Source organism: Rathayibacter sp. AY1A5 (assembly GCF_002930875.1).
In the GTDB taxonomy this organism is placed as follows: domain Bacteria; phylum Actinomycetota; class Actinomycetes; order Actinomycetales; family Microbacteriaceae; genus Rathayibacter.
The window spans coordinates 64,205-83,204 of record NZ_PSTM01000014.1 but is presented as its reverse complement, the minus strand read 5'-3'; the positions used below and the strand labels follow the sequence as shown (position 1 = coordinate 83,204).

Sequence of the window (19,000 nt, the reverse complement as noted above, 5' to 3'; positions counted from 1 at the left end):
GGGGCCTCCCGCCGCGGATCGCCGCCGTCCCGGGAGGAGGCGCCCCGTTAGCATGGCCGGGTGACGGACCGACCGCAGCGCGACTTCGACGACCTGCTCCTGGACGCGGCGGGATCGGCGCGCTCGGTCCCGGTGGAGCCCGCCGAGGCGTCCGCACCGCGCGAGCGCACCCCGCTCCCGGACGTGCCGCGCGGCTCCCGGTTCGACGACCTGCACACCCGGCTCGTCGCCTCCCCCGCGCGCCGCCGGCTGTACGAGCTCGGACTGCCGCTGCTGGTGGTCGCACTGGCCGCGGTACTGCGGCTGTGGAACCTCGGCCACCCGCGCTCGCTCGTGTTCGACGAGACCTTCTACGTGAAGGACGCCTGGACCCTCTGGAACCTCGGGTTCGAGGGCGCCTGGCCCGAGAACCCGGACCCCGGCTTCGCGGCCGGCGACGTGGACACCTTCACGGGGGCGCCGTCCTTCGTGGTGCATCCGCCGCTGGGCAAGTGGATCATCGGGCTCGGGATGGGCGTGTTCGGCGCGGACGACAGCGTCGGCTGGCGCGTCGCGACCGCCGTCGTGGGGATCCTCGCCGTCGCGCTGGTGATCGTGATCGGCCGCCTCCTGTTCCGCTCCACCCTCCTCTCCTCCTTCGCGGGGCTGATGCTCGCGCTCGACGGCCACGCGATCGTGATGTCGCGGGTGTCGCTCCTGGACGGGATCCTGATGTTCGTCGCGCTCTGCGGGGTCGCGGCGGTGCTGCTGGACCGGCGCTGGGCCGACCTGCAGCTGGCGCGGAAGGTGGCGGCGGGAGCGCTGCCGAGCTGGGGGCCGGTCCTGTGGTGGCGGCCCTGGCTGCTCGCGGCCGGCGTGCTCTTCGGCCTGGCCGCGGGCGTGAAGTGGACGGGCGTCTACTTCCTCGCGGCATTCGGCGTGTACGCGGTGGTCGTCGACGCGCTGATGCGGCGCCGCGCGGGCGTGCCGTTCTGGGGCAGCGGCGCGATCCTCAAGCAGGGTCCGGTCACCTTCCTCCTGGTCGTGCCGATCGCCCTGATCGCCTACCTCGTCACCTGGACGGGCTGGCTGCGCACCTCCGGCGGATGGGCCCGGCAGTGGGCGTCGGAGGCCCCCGGCAACGCCTGGACCGGGGCTCTGGCGTGGGTGCCGGACTGGGCGCAGAGCCTCTGGCACTACCACGTGCAGATGTACGACTACTCGATCAACCTGCGGGCCTCGCACCCCTACGAGGCGAACCCGCTCACCTGGCTGCTCATGCTCCGACCGACCAGCATGTACTTCGTCGACCAGGCGACGGGCGTCGACGGCTGCACCGCCGCACGCTGCGACGAGGCGATCACCTCGGTCGCCAATCCGCTCATCTGGTACGCCGGGGTCCTGGCGCTGGTGTACCTCCTCTACCGGCTCGCGCGGTACCGGGAGTGGCGCGCCGGCTTCGTGCTGATGGGGATCGTCGCGGGCTACCTGCCGTGGCTGCTCTACCTCGACCGCACGGTGTTCCAGTTCTACTGCGTCGTCTTCGAGCCCTACATGATGCTGGCACTGGCGCTGACGGCCGGGATCGTGATCGGGAGTCCGGGCGACGAGCGGAGGCGGCGCACCCGGGGCGTCCTCGTGGTGCTCGTCTTCGCGGTGGCGGCGGCCGCCCTGACGGCCTACTTCCTGCCGCTCTGGATCGGCGCGCAGACGTCCTTCCCCTTCTGGCAGGCCCACATGTGGCTGCCCTCGTGGGTATGATCCGGCGGCTGGGCCCGGGAGTCGCGGCCTGCGCCGTCGCGGCGGTGATCGCGGCCCTGCTGCACGCGACGGTGCCGGCAGTGCCGATGCTGACCGCGGCGGTCGCGCTCGGGATCCTCGTGGCGCAGCTGCCCGCGGCGCGCCCCCTGCTGAGCGGGGCGCTGGCGCCGGGCCTGAAGTTCTCGTCCCGCTCGCTGATGCGCGCCGGCATCGTCCTGCTCGGGCTGAAGCTCTCTCTGATCGACATCGCTGCGCTGGGCTGGGGCGCGATCCTGGTCGTCGTCGGGATCGTCCTGGCCACCTTCGGCCTGACCTGGGCGCTGGGCCGGGCGCTCCGGCTGCCCGGGCAGGAGCCGCTGCTGCTCGCGGCGGGCTTCTCGATCTGCGGGGCCTCGGCGATCGGCGCGATGGCCGGAGCGACCCGGGCGAAGGAGCAGGAGCAGGCGACGCCGGTCGCGCTGGTGACGCTCTGCGGCACGCTCGCGATCGCAGTGCTCCCCGCCCTGCAGCAGCCGCTCGGGCTCTCCGACGTGCAGTTCGGGCACTGGGTCGGCGCCTCGGTCCACGACGTGGGCCAGGTCGTGGCGACGGCCCAGGTGGCCGGAGCGTCGGCGCTGGCCGTGGCGGTCGTGGTGAAGCTCACCCGAGTGGTCATGCTGGCGCCGATGGTCGCGGTGGCGGCGGCGGTCACGAGGCGCCGAGGCGGGACCGGCGGGACGCGCCCGGCGATCGTGCCGCTGTTCGTGGTCGGGTTCCTCGCCGCGGTGCTGCTGCGCACGCTCCTCCCCCTGCCGGAGGGACTGCTCGCCGCCGCCGACACCGCGCAGACCTGGCTCCTCGCCGCGGCCCTCTTCGCGCTCGGCAGTGCCGTCCGGGTGCGCGCGCTCGTGACGACGGGGTGGCGTGCTCTCCTCGTCGCCCTGGTGTCGTGGGCGGCGATCGCGGCGATGGGACTGGCCGCGGTGCAGCTGGCGCTCTGATCGGCGCTCCGATCCGCTCGACCGCTCTGTCGCGCACGGTCGCTCTGCACTGCGGGGCCGCTCTGTTACGCGATGCGTCGCCCCGGCGCGGCGGTGTCGGTGGCTCCCGCTAGCGTCGATCGCATGGCAGATCGTGAGTACGGCTTCAAGACGCGTGCGATCCACGCGGGCAACATCCCCGACGCGGTGACGGGCGCCCGCGCTCTGCCGATCTACCAGACCAGCGCCTTCGTCTTCGACGACACCTCCGACGCCGCGGCCCGCTTCGCGCTGCAGAAGTACGGCAACGTCTACTCGCGCCTGTCGAACCCCACGGTCGCCTCCTTCGAGGAGCGCGTCGCGAGCCTCGAGGGCGGCCTCGGCGCCGTCGCCACGGCCTCCGGGCTCTCGGCGCAGTTCATCACCTTCGCGGCGCTCGTCGGCGCGGGCGACCACGTGGTGTCCTCCGCCAACCTCTACGGCGGATCGATCACCCAGCTCGACGTCACGCTCCGCCGTTTCGGAGTGGACACCACCTTCGTCCGCTCGAGCGACCCGGCCGACTACGCGGCGGCGATCACCGAGAAGACCAAGGTGCTCTACGCCGAGACGATCGCGAACCCCTCCGGCGAGATCGCCGACATCGAGGGCCTCGCCGCGGTCGCGCACGCCGCCGGCATCCCGCTGATCATCGACTCCACGGTCGCCACGCCCTACCTCGTCCGCCCGATCGAGTGGGGCGCCGACATCGTCATCCACTCGGCCACCAAGTTCCTCGGCGGACACGGCACCACGCTCGGCGGCGTCGTCGTCGAGTCGGGGCGCTTCCACTACTCCCCCGAGAAGTTCCCGCTGCTGCACGACCCGGTCGCCTCCTACGGAGACCTGTCGTGGGACGGCAACTTCGGGGAGTACGGCTTCCTCACGCGCCTGCGCGCGGAGCAGCTGCGCGACATCGGGCCGGTCCTCGCTCCGCACTCCGCGTTCCTGCTCGCCCAGGGCGTCGAGACGCTGCCGTACCGGATCCAGGCGCACGTCGACAACGCGCGCCGCGTCGCCGAGTGGCTCGACGCCGACCCCCGGATCGAGGCCGTCTACTGGGCCGGGCTCCCCGCGCACCCTCACCACGACCGCGCGCAGAAGTACCTGCCGAAGGGACCGGGCTCGGTCTTCAGCTTCGTGGTGAAGGGCGGCCGCGCCGTCGGCCAGACCTTCATCGAATCGGTCGACCTCGCCAGCCACCTCGCCAACATCGGCGACGCGAAGACGCTGGTGATCCACCCCGCCTCGACCACCCACGCCCAGCTCACCGAGGACCAGCTCCTCCACGCGGGCGTCCTCCCCGGACTCGTCCGCCTCTCCGTCGGCATCGAGGACGCGGACGACATCATCTACGATCTCGACCAGGCGCTCGCCCGCGCGGTCGAGGAGCACGGCACCCCCGACGCTCCGACCGAGCTCCCCGAGGACACGACCACCACCCTGCACACCCCGGCCGTGGAGGTCTGAGCATGAGCACCACCGACACCGCCGACACCGCCGACACCGCCGACACCGCCGACACGGTCGTCCAGCTGTCCAACGGGCTGAGCTGCTCGGTCCCGGCGAACTCGCCGCTGGCGAAGATGCTCCGCTCGCAGCGCACCTGGGTGGGCCCCGACGCCCGCAGGCGACTCGACATCCTCCGCCGCGCGAAGACCGTGGCGATCGTCGGCGCCTCGCCGAACCCGGCCCGCTCCTCCTACTTCGTCGCCACCTACCTGCAGCAGTCGAGCGACTACGAGCTCTACTTCGTGAACCCGAACGCCACCGAGATCCTGGGGCAGCCGGTCTACCGCAGCCTCGCCGAGCTCCCGGTCGTGCCCGACATCGTCGACGTGTTCCGCAAGGCGAGCGACATCCCCGCCGTGATCGACGACGTCCTCGCCGTCGGCGCGCCCACGGTCTGGGTGCAGCTGGGGATCTGGAACCAGGAGGCGGCCGAGTACGGCGAGTCGAAGGGCCTGACCGTCGTGATGGACCGCTGCATCAAGGTCGAGCACGCCCGCTTCCACGGCGGCCTGCACCTGCTCGGCTTCGACACCGGCCAGATCTCGGCGCGCAAGACGCTGCGCTGACCCGCCGCAGACCCTCGTCGACGCCGGATCTCCGTGACTCTTCGTCGCGGGCGCGGCTCGGGCGGCGCACTCCGCCGGCCCCGGCGTAGTCTCGGTGGATGAGCGCCTACGTCTCCGTCCTCGACCTGTTCAGCGTGGGGATCGGCCCGTCCAGCTCGCACACCGTCGGGCCGATGCGCGCCGCCCTCGCCCTCGCCGAGCGGATCCGCGACGCCGGGCTCCTCGGCCGCGTGAGCCGGGTGGGCTGCACCCTCTACGGCTCGCTCGGCTCCACCGGGATCGGCCACGGCACCCCCGACGCGGTGGTCGCCGGTCTCGCCGGCCTGGACCCCGAGACGTGCGACCCGGCGCTGGTGCGCGGGGCCTGGCAGCGCCTCGACGCGGAGGGGACGATCCTCCTGGCCGGCGAGCAGCGCCTCGCGATGACGCGCGACGACGTCGTCTTCGAGCCGCGCACGAGGCTGCCGGAGCACCCGAACGCCCTCACCTTCAGCGTCTGGGTCGGCGACGACGCGCTGCCGGTGTGGGAGGAGACCTACTACTCGATCGGCGGCGGCTTCATCCGGCGCGCGGGCGAGCGTGCCGAGCTGGCTGCGCTGGCCCCGCACCCCTACCCCTTCGTCTCCGGGCTCGACCTGCTGGCGACCTGCGACCGGACCCGCTCCGGCATCGCCGAGATCGCCGCCGCGAACGAGCGCGCTCTGCACCCCGGGGTCGACATCGACGCCCGCCTCGACGCGATCTGGGACGCCATGGCCGCCTGCGTCGAGCACGGCCTGGCGACCGACGGCGTGCTGCCGGGCGGCCTGGGCGTCCGCCGCCGGGCCTCGGTGCTCCGCGAGCGGCTCGATGCCTTCGCGGAGGACCCTCTCGACCGCGCCCGCGCGACCTCGGTGGAGTGGCTCCACGCCTTCGCCCTGGCGGTGAACGAGGAGAACGCCGCAGGCGGGCGCGTCGTGACGGCTCCGACGAACGGAGCGGCGGGCATCATCCCCGCCGTCGGGCACTACTACCTCCGCTTCGTCCCGGGCGCCGACCGCGCGGGGCTGCGACGCTTCCTCCTCACCGCCACCGCGATCGGCTCGCTCTGCAAGACGAACGCCTCGATCTCCGGTGCGGAGGCGGGCTGCCAGGGCGAGGTCGGCTCGGCCTGCGCGATGGCCGCCGGAGCGCTCTGCGCGGTGCTCGGCGGCAGTCCGCGCCAGGTCGAGAACGCGGCCGAGATCGCGATGGAGCACCACCTCGGACTGACCTGCGACCCGGTCGGCGGCCTCGTGCAGATCCCGTGCATCGAGCGGAACGCGATCGCCTCCTCCACCGCGGTGAGCGCGGCCCGCCTCGCGCTGCACGGCGACGGCGACCACCGCGTCTCGCTCGACGCGGTCATCGAGACGATGCGCCAGACCGGCATCGACATGTCGTCGAAGTACAAGGAGACGAGCGAGGGCGGCCTCGCGGTCAACGTCATCGAGTGCTGAGCGCCCGGCGGCGTCCGTGACCGTGCGTGACGCACGGGGGCGCGCCTGTCGGCGGTCGCGCCTACCGTGGGGCGGGTGAGCACCTCCTCCGCCCCGTACCTCGCCCGGCCGATCGTCTCGACCCAGTGGCTCGCCGACCAGCTCGGCCGCGAGCACCTCGTCGTCGTCGACGCCAGCGTGCTGCTCGTGCCCGGCTTCGACGGGCGGCCCGGCTACCTCAGCGGCGACGAGCAGTACCTCCTCGAGGGGCATGTCCCCGGCGCCGTGTTCGGCGACCTGCTCGAGCAGCTGTCGGATCCGGCGGCTCCCCTGCCCTTCACGCGGCTCGACCCGGAGCGCTTCGCCGCCGCGACCGCCGCGCTCGGCATCGACGACGACTCGGTGGTCGTCGTGTACGACTCCGCGGTCGGCCAGTGGGCCTCGCGCGTGTGGTGGCTGCTGCGCTCGGCCGGGCACGACGCCGTCGCGGTGCTCGACGGCGGGCTCCCGGCCTGGCGGCGGGAGGAGCGCCCGATCGAGACGGGGCATGTCGAGCCCGCCGTGAGCGGCGGCATCAGCGTGCGCGAGGAGCGGCCGCTCTGGATCGACAAGGCCGGCGTCGAGAGCGTCGTGCGCGGCGAGGCTCCCGGGGCGCTGGTCTGCGCGGTCCCGCCGAAGGAGTTCACCGGGGAGGAGGGGCGCCGACCCCGCCTCGGACACCTGCCGGGCTCGCGGAGCGTCCCCGCCGGGCGGCTCGTCGACCGGGCCGACAACACGCTCCTGCCGCCGGAGCGGCTGCGGTCGCTGTTCGGAGACGCTCTCCAGGCCGAGCGGATCGTCCTCTACTGCGGCGGCGGGATCGCCGCGACGGCCGATGCGCTCGCACTGGCGGTGCTCGGAGTCCACACGGCGGTCGTCTACGACGGCTCGCTCAACGAGTGGGCCGCCGACCCCGAGGCGCCGCTGGTGGTCACGGCCGCGTGAGCAGCTCCTCCGGGAGGCGGGTCGTCGGCAGGGCGCAGACGAAGGCCTCGCAGGAGTAGGCGGTCGGCAGCCCCTCCCGCGAGATCCGCCCCTCGAACAGCTCGAAGCCCGCGTCCGCCCAGTCCCGGGCGCCCTCGTCGGACACGCCGACCAGCACGCCGATCCCGGCGGACCGGGCGCCCTGCACCGCCTCCGCCGCTCCTGGGCCCACGACGACCATCTGCCGCACCGGGCGAGCCAGCCGCGAAGCGAGCCCGAGCACGGCGCCGAAGCCCATCGGCCGGCGGACCGCGCCCGGAGCGATCGAGGCGACGACCGCCTCGGCCGCCTCCCGGTAGCGCTGCGATCCGGTGAGCAGGTACAGCTCGTGCGCCGCGTCCGCCGTCGCCGACAGACCGGAGGGGTAGGCGCCCTCGGAGGGGTCGGCCGCGAGCAGGAGTCCCCGCGCGGTCAGCGCCGGGTCTCCTCCCCCGGGCAGCGCGAACGGCAGCGGGCCGTCGGCCGCGTCGAGCGCGCCGTCGATCAGGGTGCGCGCCGCGACCGCGTAGCGCGGGCGGCCCTCCGCCAGGGCGAGCTCGAGGAGCCCGCCGGCCAGCATCCCGAGGTCCTCCAGCGCCGGGCGGGCCGCGGAGACGGCACCGTCGAGGGAGGCGCGCACCGCGACGCGGCCGTCGACGAGGTGCCGCTGCAGCACCGCGTCCGCCGCGCGCCGGGCGGCGTCGATCCACTCCTCCCGTCCGAGCACGCGTCCGGCGCGGGCGAGCGCGCGGATCGCCAGGCCGTTCCAGCCGGTGACGACCTTCTCGTCGAGAGCGGGAGGCGCGAGGCGGGAACGGTCCTCGGCGAGGTAGTAGCCGCCCTCCGAGCGCTGGCCGTCGACGATGCTCTCCGAGTCCTGCGCCGATGCGAAGCCGCCGCCCGGCCGCTCGAGAGTGGTCAGGAGGAACGCGGCGACGCCCTCCGCGATCCCGGTCAGCTCCTCCACCCGGGCGCCGTCGTGCCCGAGCAGGACGGCCGCGACGTCGAGCAGCTGCGCGTTGTCGTACAGCATCCGCTCGTAGTGCGGATCGCTCCAGTCGGCCTGCGTCGCGTAGCGGAAGAAGCCCCCGTCGCGGTCGCGGAGCGGGGACGCGGCCAGCGCGAGCAGCGTGCGCTCGGCGAGCGCCGCTCCCGAGGGCCGCGAGGCCAGGAACCCGAGCACGGGAGCCACCGGGAACTTCGGGGCGCCGCCGAAACCGCCGTGCACCCGGTCCTCCTCGTCCTCGAGTGCGCGGACGGCGCCGTCGAGCTCGGCGTCGCCGGGCAGCGCCGCATCGGCGGGCAGCGCCGCGGTCGCCTCGCGCAGGGCCGCGGCCAGGCCGCCCGCCGTCGCCTGCACCTCGTCGCGCCGCAGCCGCCACGCCTCCGAGACCGCGTCGAGGACGTCGGAGAAGGCGGGCACGCCGCCGACGGCGCGCGGCGGGAAGTAGGTGCCGGCGAAGAAGGTCTCGCCGGCGGGGGTGGCGAAGGCCGTCAGCGGCCAGCCGAGCTGCCGGGTGAACGCGCTCGCGGCCGTCAGGTAGGCCGTGTCGACGTCCGGGTGCTCCTCGCGGTCGACCTTCACCGCGACGAAGTCCGCGTTCAGCCGCGCGGCGAACACCGGATCCGAGAACGACTCCCGCGCCATCACGTGGCACCAGTGGCAGGTGGAGTAGCCGATGGACACCATCACCGGGACGTCGCGGCGCACCGCCTCGGCGAACGCCTCCTCGCCCCAGGGGAACCAGTCGACCGGATTGTCCGCGTGCGAGCGGAGGTAGGGGCTGACACTGGAGCGCAGACGATCGGCCATGCGCTCCACGCTAGACGCGGGCGGAGCCGCCGGTCAGGGGGTTGCCGCGGGACGGAGGGTCAGGAGGTCCGCGGAGCGCCGACGTCCACGGGTCTCCCCCGCCGCCGGCCCGCCCGGCCGCTCAGCGCTCGAAGAACCAGCCCGACGGCCGCTCCGTGCCGCGCACGACCGTGCCGCCTCCGCCGCTCCCGCCGCGACGGCCCACCGCCAGGTAGGCGAGGCTGCCGATGAACGGCGCGATCACGATGAACGCCACCCAGGAGACCTTCGCGACCTTCGAGAGCCTCGGGTTCGACAGCACGCCCCTGATCGCGAAGAGCAGCAGCACGATGTTCAGCACGACCAGCAGGGACTGCGGATTCATCGGGGTGCTCCACGGGATCGTGCGCCGCGGTCGACCGGCGCCGGAGCGCCCGACCGGGCAGGGTGGCCCGCGATGTTTCACGAGACAGGGCATTGTCGCACGCGGCGTAGGATGGAGGGCTCATGTCAGACGTGCTCAGCATCCGCTACCCGCCCGAACTCCCCGTGTCGGCGCGGCGCGACGACATCGCCGCCGCGATCCGCGACCACCAGGTGGTCATCGTCGCCGGCGCGACCGGATCGGGCAAGACGACCCAGCTGCCGAAGATCTGCCTGGAGCTCGGCCGCGAGAGCATCGCGCACACGCAGCCCCGGCGCATCGCCGCGCGCACCATCGCCGAGCGCATCGCGGAGGAGCTCGACGACGAGGTCGGCGGGCTGGTCGGCTACCAGGTCCGGTTCACCGACAAGGCGTCCGCCTCGACGCGGATCAAGCTGATGACCGACGGCATCCTGCTCAACGAGATGAACCACGACCGGATGCTCAGCCGGTACGACACGATCATCATCGACGAGGCGCACGAGCGCAGCCTCAACATCGACTTCCTCCTGGGCTACCTGCACCGCCTGCTGCCGCAGCGTCCCGACCTGAAGGTGATCATCACCTCGGCGACGATCGACCCGCAGAGCTTCGCGGCCCACTTCTCCGACGCCGCCGGGGAGCCCGCGCCGATCATCGAGGTCTCCGGCCGCACCTACCCGGTCGAGATCCGCTACCGCCCGCTGGTCGCCGAGGAACCGGAGGAGGACGACGACACCGACGTCCCCGACGCGACGAGCGGCAGCCGCGACCTGATGACCGGCATCGCCGACGCCCTGGCCGAGCTGGCGCGCGAGGATCCGGGCGACGTCCTGGTGTTCCTCTCGGGCGAGAACGAGATCCGCGACGCCGAGGACGCCATCCGGGGCCGGAACCTGCCGGGCACCGAGGTGCTCCCCCTCTACGGGCGCCTGTCGGCGGCCGATCAGCACCGCGTCTTCGAGAAGGGGCGCACCCCCGGCGTCCGCCGCCGCGTCGTGCTGGCGACCAACGTGGCGGAGACGAGCCTCACCGTCCCCGGGATCCGCTACGTGATCGACGGCGGCACGGCCCGCATCTCGCGCTACAGCGCGCGCTCGAAGGTGCAGCGGCTGCCGATCGAGGCGGTGTCGCAGGCCTCCGCGAATCAGCGCTCCGGCCGCTCGGGCCGCACGAGCGCGGGCATCGCGATCCGCCTCTACTCCGAGGAGGACTACCTCCGCCGCCCCGAGTACACCGATCCCGAGATCCTGCGCACGGGCCTGGCCGCGGTGATCCTGCAGATGATCTCGCTCGGACTGGGCGACATCGCGTCGTTCCCGTTCCTCACTCCGCCCGACTCCCGCGGCATCAAGGACGGCCTCGACCTGCTCACGGAGCTCGGCGCCCTCCGCGTCCCCGGCTCCCCCTCCGCCGCCTCCGCCGCGCCGCGAGACGCCGCTCCGGTGCGCGGCACGCCGCCGAGCGCGCACTCGAGCGGCGTCCCGCGCAAGGGGGCGGAGGCCGCGCCGCAGCTCACGCGCATCGGGCGCGACCTCGCGCGGCTCCCCATCGATCCGCGCTTCGGCCGGATGGTGATCGAGTCGCGCCGCCACGGCGTCAGCCGCGAGGTGATGGCGATCGTCGCGGGCCTCACGATCCAGGACGTCCGCGAGCGCCCTCTCGAGCGCCGCGCGCAGGCCGACCAGCAGCACGCGCGCTTCGTCGATCCCACCAGCGACTTCCTCACCCTGCTGAACCTCTGGAACTACGTGGAGGAGAAGCAGGAGGAGCTCTCCTCGAGCGCCTTCCGGCGCCTGTGCAAGGCCGAGTACCTCAACTACCTGCGCGTGCGCGAGTGGCAGGACGTGTTCCGCCAGCTGCGCCAGCTCGAGCGCCCCCTCAAGCTCGAGCTGGGCGAGCCGAAGGTCGACCCCGACGGGATCCACCGGAGCCTCCTGGCCGGCCTGCTCTCGCACCTGGGCATCAAGGACACCACCTCGCAGCAGGCGCAGCGCGCGGCGAAGAGCCGCGAGCGCCAGAACGTGCAGTACATCGGCGCCCGCAACGCGAAGTTCTCGATCTTCCCCGGCAGCGCCCTGGCCAAGAAGCTCCCCGACGCGGTGATGAGCGCCGAGCTGGTCGAGACCAGCCGCCTCTTCGCCCGCTCGAACGCCGCGATCGATCCGGCCTGGGCCGAGGCGATCGCGGGCGACCTCGTCAAGCGGCAGTTCAGCGAGCCGCACTGGGAGAAGTCGCAGGGCGCGGCCGTGGCCTACGAGAAGGTCACGCTCTACGGCGTGCCGATCATCGCCCGCCGCCGCGTCCAGTTCTCGCGGATCGACGCCTCGTACGCCCGCGAGCTGTTCATCCGGCACGCCCTCGTCGAGGGCGAGTGGGAGTCGCGCCACGCCTTCGACCGCAAGAACCGCGCCCTGCGGGCCGAGCTCGAGCGGCTGGAGGAGCGCACGCGCCGCCGCGACCTGCTCGTCGACGACGAGGCCGTGTTCGACTTCTACGACCGCCGACTCCCCCGCGACATCACCTCGGTGCGCTCGTTCGACTCCTGGTGGCGGACGACCCAGCACGACGAGCCCGACCTGCTGACGATGACGCAGGAGACGCTCCTCCCCGAGGACGCGGAGCAGATCGACGAGACCGCGTTCCCCACGCAGTGGCGCCAGGCCGACCAGCGCTTCCGCCTCTCGTACCGGTTCGAGCCGGGGACGGAGGAGGACGGAGTGACGGTGCACGTGCCGCTCGCGCTCCTGCCCCGCGTGACGCCCCTCGGCTTCGACTGGCTGGTGCCGGGACTCCGGGCCGAGCTGGTCACCGCGATGATCAAGGCGCTGCCCAAGCACCTGCGCCGGAACGTGGTGCCCGCGAACGACTGGGCCCGCAAGCTCACCGCGTCCCTGCCGCACGACGTGCCGAACCCGCCGACGGAGTCGTTCGCGGCGACCCTGGCCGGAGCGATCCGCCGCGAGGCCGGCGTGGTGGTGCAGCCCGAGGACTTCGACCTCGAGCGCATCCCCTCGCACCTGCGGGTCACCTTCGCCGTCGCCGACGAGCGGGGGCGCACGGTCGCCGCCGGCAAGGAGCTCGCCCCGCTGGCCGAGCGCCTGCGCGGCCGGGTCCGCGACGAGGTCGCCCGCGTGGTCGAGGCCCGGGTCCCCGACGCGCTCGAGCGCCGGGGCCTGAAGACCTGGGACATGCCGGAGCTGCCCCGCGTCACCGACACCCGGCAGGGCGGGAACACCATCCGCGCCTACCCCGCCCTGATCGACGACGGCGACTCGGTCTCGATCCGCCTGCTCGCCACGGCCGAGGACCAGGCGCGCGAGCACCCGAGAGGCGTCCGCCGCCTCCTCCTGCTCGCGACGCCGAGCCCCGTCGCCTACGTGCAGCAGCACCTCACCTCGAACGAGAAGCTCGTGCTCGCGCAGAGCCCGTACCAGAACACGACCGCGCTCTTCACCGACTGCCTGCTCGCCTGCGTCGACGCGGTCCTCTGGCGGATGAAGCCCGACGGGATGCTCTTCCTCCGCGCCGAGTTCGACGCCGTGCGCGACCGGGTCTCGGCGAGCGTCATGGACGCGATGTTCGAGACCGTGAAGACGGTCACGACGATCCTCACCACCGCCCGGGGCGTCGAGAAGGCGCTCAAGGCCTCGACGAGCATGGCGCTCCTGCCCGCCCTCACGGATGCGCGGGAGCAGCTCTCGGGCCTGGTCTACCCGGGCTTCGTCTCGGCGACCGGAGTGGAGCGGCTGCGGCACCTCCCGCGCTACCTCGGCGGGATCACCGAGCGCTTCGGCAAGATCGCCGAGAACGTCGGGCGCGACCGCGTCTGGCTGAACGAGGTGCAGGCGGCCCAGGAGCTCTACCGGTCGGCAGGCGGCGTCGTGCCGCTGCCCGCGCACGCCCCGGAGCGGATCGCGCGCGCCCGCTGGATGATCGAGGAGCTGCGGGTGAGCTTCTTCGCGCAGTCGCTCGGCACCGCCGAGAGCGTGTCGCTGCAGCGGATCCGCAAGGTGCTGGCCGGCTGACGCGCCCCTCCGCCGAGGGAACCGCGACCCGTCGAGGGACCCTCGTGCAGCGGTCTCCCTCGACGAACCGCAGTCCCCTCCGGAGCGCTAGTGTCGTCCGGTGGGCAGCTACACCGATCTCCTGAAGACCCCCGGGGTGGGGCGCATCATCCTCGCGCAGCTGACCGCGCGCTTCCCGTTCGGGATGCTCTCGCTGGCGTTCCTCCTGCACGTGGAGCGGGTGCACCACTCCTACGCCGCCGCCGGCCTGGTGCTCGGCTCGATGTCGATCGGGCAGGCCATCGCCGGGCCGCTGACCAGCCGCCTGATGGGGCGGCTCGGGATGCGCCGCGTGCTGACGATCACCCTCGTGGTCTGCGCGGGCGCGATCATCGCGATGGCCGTGCTCCCGCTCGAGGTGTGGCAGTTCGTCGTGATCGGGTTCATCGCCGGCCTGAGCATGCCGCCGGTGCAGCCGGCCGTGCGGACCATCTACCCCAAGATGGTCACCAGCTCGCAGCTGACCCCGCTCTTCTCGCTCGACGCCTCCGCGCAGGAGATCATCTGGGTGCTCGGCCCGGTGCTGGCGACGCTCGTGTCGATCCAGGTGTCGACGGTCGCGGGCATCCTGACCGCCGCCGCGTTCCTGATCGGCGGCGGGATCTGGTTCATCGCCTCGCCCGAGGTGGGCCGCGTCCGCATCCCGCGCTCGAAGCGCCGCCTCGGCGTGGTGCTCACGAAGCCCCCGGTGCTGCTGGCCACGGTCGTCGGCTTCCTCCTGATCGGCGCCTGCTCGGCGGTCGAGGCGGGCGTCGTCGCGGTGTTCGGCGAGGGCGGAGTCGAGTCGGGCGTCGTGCTCGCCGTGTTCGCGGCGGGCTCCCTGGTCGGCGGCCTCGCCCTCGGCCACATCCCGATCAGCCGGTGGGCGACCGCGCGGCGGATGCTGATCGTCACGGTCGGCATGGGTCTGGCGGCGGTCTCGACCGACTTCTGGTGGCTGTGCGTCACGCTGTTCCTCGCCGGCATCGGCATCGCCCCCGCTCTCGCGGCTCTGTTCGCGATCACCGCCTCGAGCGTGCGCTTCTCGGACACGGCGGAGGCCTACGGCTGGGTCGGCACCGGTCAGCTGATCGGCGCGGCGCTGGGCTCCGCGATCGCCGGCGTGCAGATCGACCAGGCCGGGCCGACCGCCGCCATCGTCGTCGCCGCTGCCTTCGCCCTGGTCGGCTTCCTGGTGCCCCTGCTCGGCCGCCGGTACCACCCGGATCTCCGCGGGCGCGACGCCAGCCCGCTGCCCGACACCGAGCCGGTCACGCTGCCCTCCTAGGCCGCCACCCCGGTTGTCCGGCGCCTGTCGGACACCCTAGGGTGAAGGCCCACGACGACGAGGGGACGGCATGGGACTGCGGGAGGACGCGGAGGAGCTGGTGCGCGAGCACCGGCGCGCCGCCGCCCGGACCGACCTCCTCGACCCCTGGTCCGATCCGGAGACCCCGGAGTGGTGCACGGAGCTCGCCGCCGCGCTCTGGCAGGGGTCCTTCCGCCCGAGTCCCGTCTACTTCCGCCGCGAGGAGTCCTCGCACGCCTGGCGCGGCCCGCACTCGACCCGCCTGCACCACCTCGGCTACGGGTGGCAGCTCACCGCGCACCGCGAGCAGCACGGGGTCGTCGCCTCCGAGACGGCGGTGGTCCTCGAGACGGGCTCCCTCTGGCGCGGACTCGGCATCGGCCGGCGCCCCGTGCGCGCGCTCCGCGGCCGGCTCGGCGTCGAGGGCCTGCAGGCGGGCCACGACGTGCACTTCGCCGCGCGCGGCATCGACGAGCGCAGCGACGCGGAGCGCGCCGAGCGGCGCCTCCTCTTCGGGGTGGCCGGTCTCGCGGCGCTGATCGAGGACGACGTGCACGTGGGACCGCACGGCGAGCTCGACTGGAGCGTCTGAGGCGCGTGCCAGCATGGGAGGCATGAGCGTCCCCCTGATCCCCCTCAACGACGGCCGCGCGATCCCCCAGCTCGGGCTCGGCGTCTACAAGATCGGCGACGAGGAGGCGGCCCGCACGGTCGCCGTCGCCCTGGAGGCCGGCTACCGGCACGTCGACACCGCCACCCTCTACGGCAACGAGCGCGGAGTCGGCGAGGGGATCCGCGCGAGCGGCCTCCCCCGCGAGCAGGTCTTCGTGACGACCAAGGTCTGGAACGACGACCACGGCTTCGACGAGACGCTCGCCGCCTTCGACCGGAGCCTCGAGCTGCTCGGCACCGACTACGTCGACCTCTACCTCGTGCACTGGCTGATCCCCTCGCGCGACCGCTACGTCGACACCTACCGCGCCCTCGAGCGCCTGCAGAGCGAGGGGCGGGCCCGCTCGATCGGCGTCTCGAACTTCGCCGAGGAGCACGTGCAGCGCCTGCTCGACGAGACGGGAGTGGTGCCGGCGATCAACCAGGTCGAGCTGCACCCGCGGCTGCCCCAGGAGGAGCTGCGCACCTTCGACGCCGCCCACGGGATCGTCACCGAGGCGTGGTCGCCGCTGGCCCGCGGGCGCCTCCTCGACGAGCCGGCCCTGGCCCGCGTCGCCGCGAAGCACGGCGTCTCGCCGGCGCAGGCGGTGCTGCGCTGGCACGTGCAGCTCGGCGTCGTCGTGATCCCGAAGTCGGTGACGCCGGAGCGGATCCGCGAGAACCTGGACGTCTTCGGCTTCGCCCTCGACGACGAGGACCTCGCCGCGATCGCCGGGCTCGCGACCGGTGAGCGCACCGGGCGCGACCCGCGCTTCGACTGAGGCTCCGGCGATGACGGCGGGCAGGGTCCTGCTCCTGCACGGCCTGGGCGGCTCGGGCCGCACCTGGTGGCGGCTGAGCCGCGAGCTGACCGCGGCGGGCTGGAGCGTCTCCGCTCCCGACCTGCGCGGACACGGCGACGGGCCGCGCGGCGGCTCCTCCCGCCACGACGCCTACGCCGACGACGCCCTCGCGCGGGGACCGTTCGACCTCGTCGTCGGGCACTCGCTCGGCGGAGCGGTCGCGGTGCGCGCCGCCGCCCGCGACTCCGGCTGGGCGGGGCGCCTGGCGCTGCTGGACCCGGTGCTCCGGCTCGCCCCGGAGCAGCGGGCCGCCGTCCGCGCGGGCGAGCTCGCCGGTCTCGCGGTCTCGGCCGAGGAGCTCGCTGTCGCGCAGCCGCTCTGGGACGAGCGGGACCGGGCCGAGAAGCTCGCCGCGGTGCGGGCCGCCGATCCGGCCGCGGTCGCCGCGACGATCGACGACAACGACCCGTGGGACCTGCTGGCGGACCTGCCGCGCCTCCGCCCGCCGGTCCTCGTGCTGGCCGGCGACCCGCAGGTCGAGACGCTGCTCCCTCCCTCCCTCGCCGCCCTGGTGCTGCGCGCGAATCCGCGCATCCGGTACGCGGTCGTGGCGGGCGCAGGTCACAGCCCCCACCGCGACCGTCCGGAGGAGACGCTCGCGATGCTCCGCGAGTGGGCCGAGAGCCCGGCGACGGCCTGACCGACCCGCCGGCCCGGTCCGTGTTTCGTCCGGATGAAATCTGGCAGGGGGGACTGGGCCGCACCGTTTCCTGTGAATATCCTCGCAGAGGACGCGATCCCCTCCCAGTCTTCGGGAGGTGCGCGTCGGGGCCACCGACGCGGCGGCCCGTTCTCGAGGAGAGGGAGCCCCAGTGGCGCGAACCACCACGAACACCCCGAGCGGCCGCCGACGCCGCTCGCTGATCGGCTCGAGCGCGATGATCGGAGCGGGCGCCCTCGTCGCCGGCTTCGCCTTCGCGCCGACGGCGAGCGCCGTCGAGCCGGTCGACTTCGCCGACACCGTCACGGTCGACGGCATCATGACCCACCTGGAGGCGCTCCAGGCGATCGCGGACGCCAACGGCGGCACCCGCGCGATCGGCACTCCGGGCTACGAGCTGAGCGGCGCGTACGTCGAGGAGGTCCTCGCGGACGCCGGCTACACGACGCAGCGCCAGGACTTCACCACCGCGACGCAGACGATCGACGCGTTCACGCTGACCACCGGCACCGGCGCCGTCGGCACACCGATGGAGTTCACTCCGTCGACGCCCGAGGGCGGCGTGACCGGCGAGCTCATCGCCCCCGTCGATCCGCTCGGCTGCACCACGGACGCCTGGACCGGCCTCGACGCCACCGGGAAGATCGCGCTCGTCAGCCGCGGCTCCTGCAGCTTCCTCGAGAAGTCGGTCGCCGCCGGTGCCGCCGGCGCCGCCGCGATCATCATCTACGACAACGCGCCGAGCGACGCCCTCAACGGGACGTTCGGCGGACAGGACGAGGCCGCCGTCCCCGGCGTCGGCGTCACGCAGGCCGAGGGGCAGGCGCTGCTGGCGTCGCTCCCCGCGAGCGTCTCGGTCCTCATCGACCAGACGACGACCGAGGTGGAGACCTTCAACATCGTCACGGAGACGCCGGGCGGCGACCACGACAACGTGGTCATGCTCGGCGCGCACCTCGACAGCGTGCCCGCCGGCCCCGGCATCAACGACAACGGCTCCGGGTCCGCGACGCTGCTCGAGACAGCCGTGCAGCTGGCCGCCGCGGGCGACACGACCAACGCGGTCCGCTTCGCCTGGTGGGGCGCCGAGGAGGTGGGCCTGGTCGGCTCCTACACCTACGTCGACTCCCTGACGGAGGAGGACGCCTCGAAGATCGCGACCTACATGAACTTCGACATGGTCGCCTCGCCGAACTACGTGATCTCCGTCTACGACGCGGACCAGTCCACCTACGAGGCCCCCGTGGACGTGCCCGCCGGCTCGATCGCGACCGAGAAGGCGTTCACCGACTACTTCGACTCGATCGACCAGCCCTGGATCGACACCGCGTTCGACGGCCGCAGCGACTACGACGGCTTCATCTCGGTCGGCATCCCGTCCTCGGGCGTCTTCACCGGCGCTGACGACGTCAAGACGGAGGAGGAGGTCGCGCTGTTCGGCGGCACCGCCGGCATCACGCACGACCCGAACTACCACTCCGCCGCCGACGACATCGACAACATCAACCAGGAGGCGCTCGGCATCACGTCGAAGGCCATCGCCTTCGTGACCGCCTCGTTCGCCGCGGACACCTCCGCGATCGACGCCGAGAAGGACCCGACCACGCCGACCCCGACGCCGGAGCCCACCGTGGCCCCGACCGCCGAGCCGACCGTCGCTCCGACCGCGCAGCCGACCGTCGCCCCGACGACCGCGCCCACCACCGCACCGACGGCCGCTCCCACTCCGAGCAGCACGCCGACCGCCGTGGCCCCGCACCCCGGCGGCCGCCCGCCCCTGGCCTCGACGGGCGCCGACATCGGCCTGCCGCTGGGCCTCGGCGGACTGCTGATCACCGGCGGCGTCGGCGGGCTCCTGCTCGCCGCGCTGCGCCGCCGGCGCGCCGAGCGCGCCTAGCCGCCACCGCCCCGGAGCCGTCCGGCCGTCGCTCCGCGACGACCGGGCGGCTCCGTCGTTCCGCCCTGAGGGGACCCCGGACCGTCGAGCTGCGGCGGGTCCC

14 protein-coding genes are annotated in these 19,000 nt (G+C 73.5%); 12 read left to right on the top strand and 2 right to left on the bottom strand.

Annotated features, from left to right (window positions below; translation table 11 throughout):
* Positions 1-60 precede the first annotated feature (60 nt).
* The 6 genes from C5B98_RS11315 to C5B98_RS11290 all read left to right on the top strand — a co-directional run bounded on the left by C5B98_RS11315 (position 61) and on the right by C5B98_RS11290 (position 7,257).
* Complete coding sequence (locus C5B98_RS11315) at positions 61-1,740, top strand: dolichyl-phosphate-mannose--protein mannosyltransferase (RefSeq protein ID WP_258063501.1); 1,680 nt, start codon at positions 61-63, stop codon at positions 1,738-1,740.
* Positions 1,737-2,720, top strand: coding sequence for a YeiH family protein (locus C5B98_RS11310; RefSeq protein ID WP_104226922.1), 984 nt, complete (start codon positions 1,737-1,739; stop codon positions 2,718-2,720). Before C5B98_RS11315 ends, C5B98_RS11310 begins: the two co-directional genes overlap by 4 nt.
* A gap of 123 nt (positions 2,721-2,843) precedes the next feature.
* Positions 2,844-4,208, top strand: coding sequence for an O-acetylhomoserine aminocarboxypropyltransferase/cysteine synthase family protein (locus C5B98_RS11305; protein ID WP_104226921.1), 1,365 nt, complete (start codon positions 2,844-2,846; stop codon positions 4,206-4,208).
* A 2-nt stretch (positions 4,209-4,210) separates the two neighbouring features.
* Positions 4,211-4,816, top strand: coding sequence for a CoA-binding protein (locus C5B98_RS11300; RefSeq protein ID WP_104327813.1), 606 nt, complete (start codon positions 4,211-4,213; stop codon positions 4,814-4,816).
* Between the two features lie 98 nt (positions 4,817-4,914).
* Positions 4,915-6,294 carry an L-serine ammonia-lyase gene (locus tag C5B98_RS11295; protein WP_104327812.1) on the top strand — a complete coding sequence of 460 codons (1,380 nt, stop codon included), beginning with the start codon at positions 4,915-4,917 and terminating at the stop codon, positions 6,292-6,294.
* A 75-nt stretch (positions 6,295-6,369) separates the two neighbouring features.
* Positions 6,370-7,257: a sulfurtransferase gene (locus C5B98_RS11290; protein WP_146076954.1), complete on the top strand. Its 888-nt coding sequence runs from the start codon at positions 6,370-6,372 to the stop codon at positions 7,255-7,257.
* Here C5B98_RS11290 and C5B98_RS11285 read toward each other — a convergent pair.
* Both C5B98_RS11285 and C5B98_RS11280 read right to left on the bottom strand, forming a co-directional pair.
* Positions 7,244-9,088 carry a thioredoxin domain-containing protein gene (locus C5B98_RS11285; protein ID WP_104327811.1) on the bottom strand — a complete coding sequence of 615 codons (1,845 nt, stop codon included), beginning with the start codon at positions 9,086-9,088 and terminating at the stop codon, positions 7,244-7,246. The two genes, C5B98_RS11290 and C5B98_RS11285, sit on opposite strands and share 14 nt — an antisense overlap.
* A 121-nt stretch (positions 9,089-9,209) precedes the next feature.
* Positions 9,210-9,452: a PLDc N-terminal domain-containing protein gene (locus tag C5B98_RS11280; RefSeq protein WP_160033960.1), complete on the bottom strand. Its 243-nt coding sequence runs from the start codon at positions 9,450-9,452 to the stop codon at positions 9,210-9,212.
* 122 nt (positions 9,453-9,574) lie between these two features.
* On the opposite strand from C5B98_RS11280, the gene hrpA reads away from it, so the two are divergent.
* From hrpA to C5B98_RS11250, 6 genes are all read left to right on the top strand, one after another.
* On the top strand, positions 9,575-13,498 hold the full coding sequence (gene hrpA, locus C5B98_RS11275; RefSeq protein ID WP_104327810.1) for an ATP-dependent RNA helicase HrpA: 3,924 nt from the start codon (positions 9,575-9,577) through the stop codon (positions 13,496-13,498).
* Positions 13,499-13,598: 100 nt separating this feature from the next.
* Positions 13,599-14,804, top strand: a complete 1,206-nt coding sequence (locus C5B98_RS11270) for an MFS transporter (protein ID WP_104226915.1) — start codon at positions 13,599-13,601, stop codon at positions 14,802-14,804.
* A 70-nt stretch (positions 14,805-14,874) separates the two neighbouring features.
* The gene (locus C5B98_RS11265) at positions 14,875-15,417 is read left to right on the top strand and encodes a hypothetical protein (RefSeq protein ID WP_104233702.1); all 543 of its coding nucleotides are present in this window, start codon (positions 14,875-14,877) and stop codon (positions 15,415-15,417) included.
* Between the two features lie 22 nt (positions 15,418-15,439).
* Positions 15,440-16,258 carry an aldo/keto reductase gene (locus tag C5B98_RS11260; protein ID WP_104327819.1) on the top strand — a complete coding sequence of 273 codons (819 nt, stop codon included), beginning with the start codon at positions 15,440-15,442 and terminating at the stop codon, positions 16,256-16,258.
* A 10-nt stretch (positions 16,259-16,268) separates the two neighbouring features.
* Positions 16,269-16,979 (top strand): alpha/beta fold hydrolase, encoded by a 711-nt coding sequence (locus C5B98_RS11255; protein WP_104324214.1) that lies wholly within the window; start codon positions 16,269-16,271, stop codon positions 16,977-16,979.
* 172 nt (positions 16,980-17,151) lie between these two features.
* Positions 17,152-18,897 carry a M28 family peptidase gene (locus C5B98_RS11250; RefSeq protein ID WP_104324215.1) on the top strand — a complete coding sequence of 582 codons (1,746 nt, stop codon included), beginning with the start codon at positions 17,152-17,154 and terminating at the stop codon, positions 18,895-18,897.
* Positions 18,898-19,000: the final 103 nt, after the last annotated feature.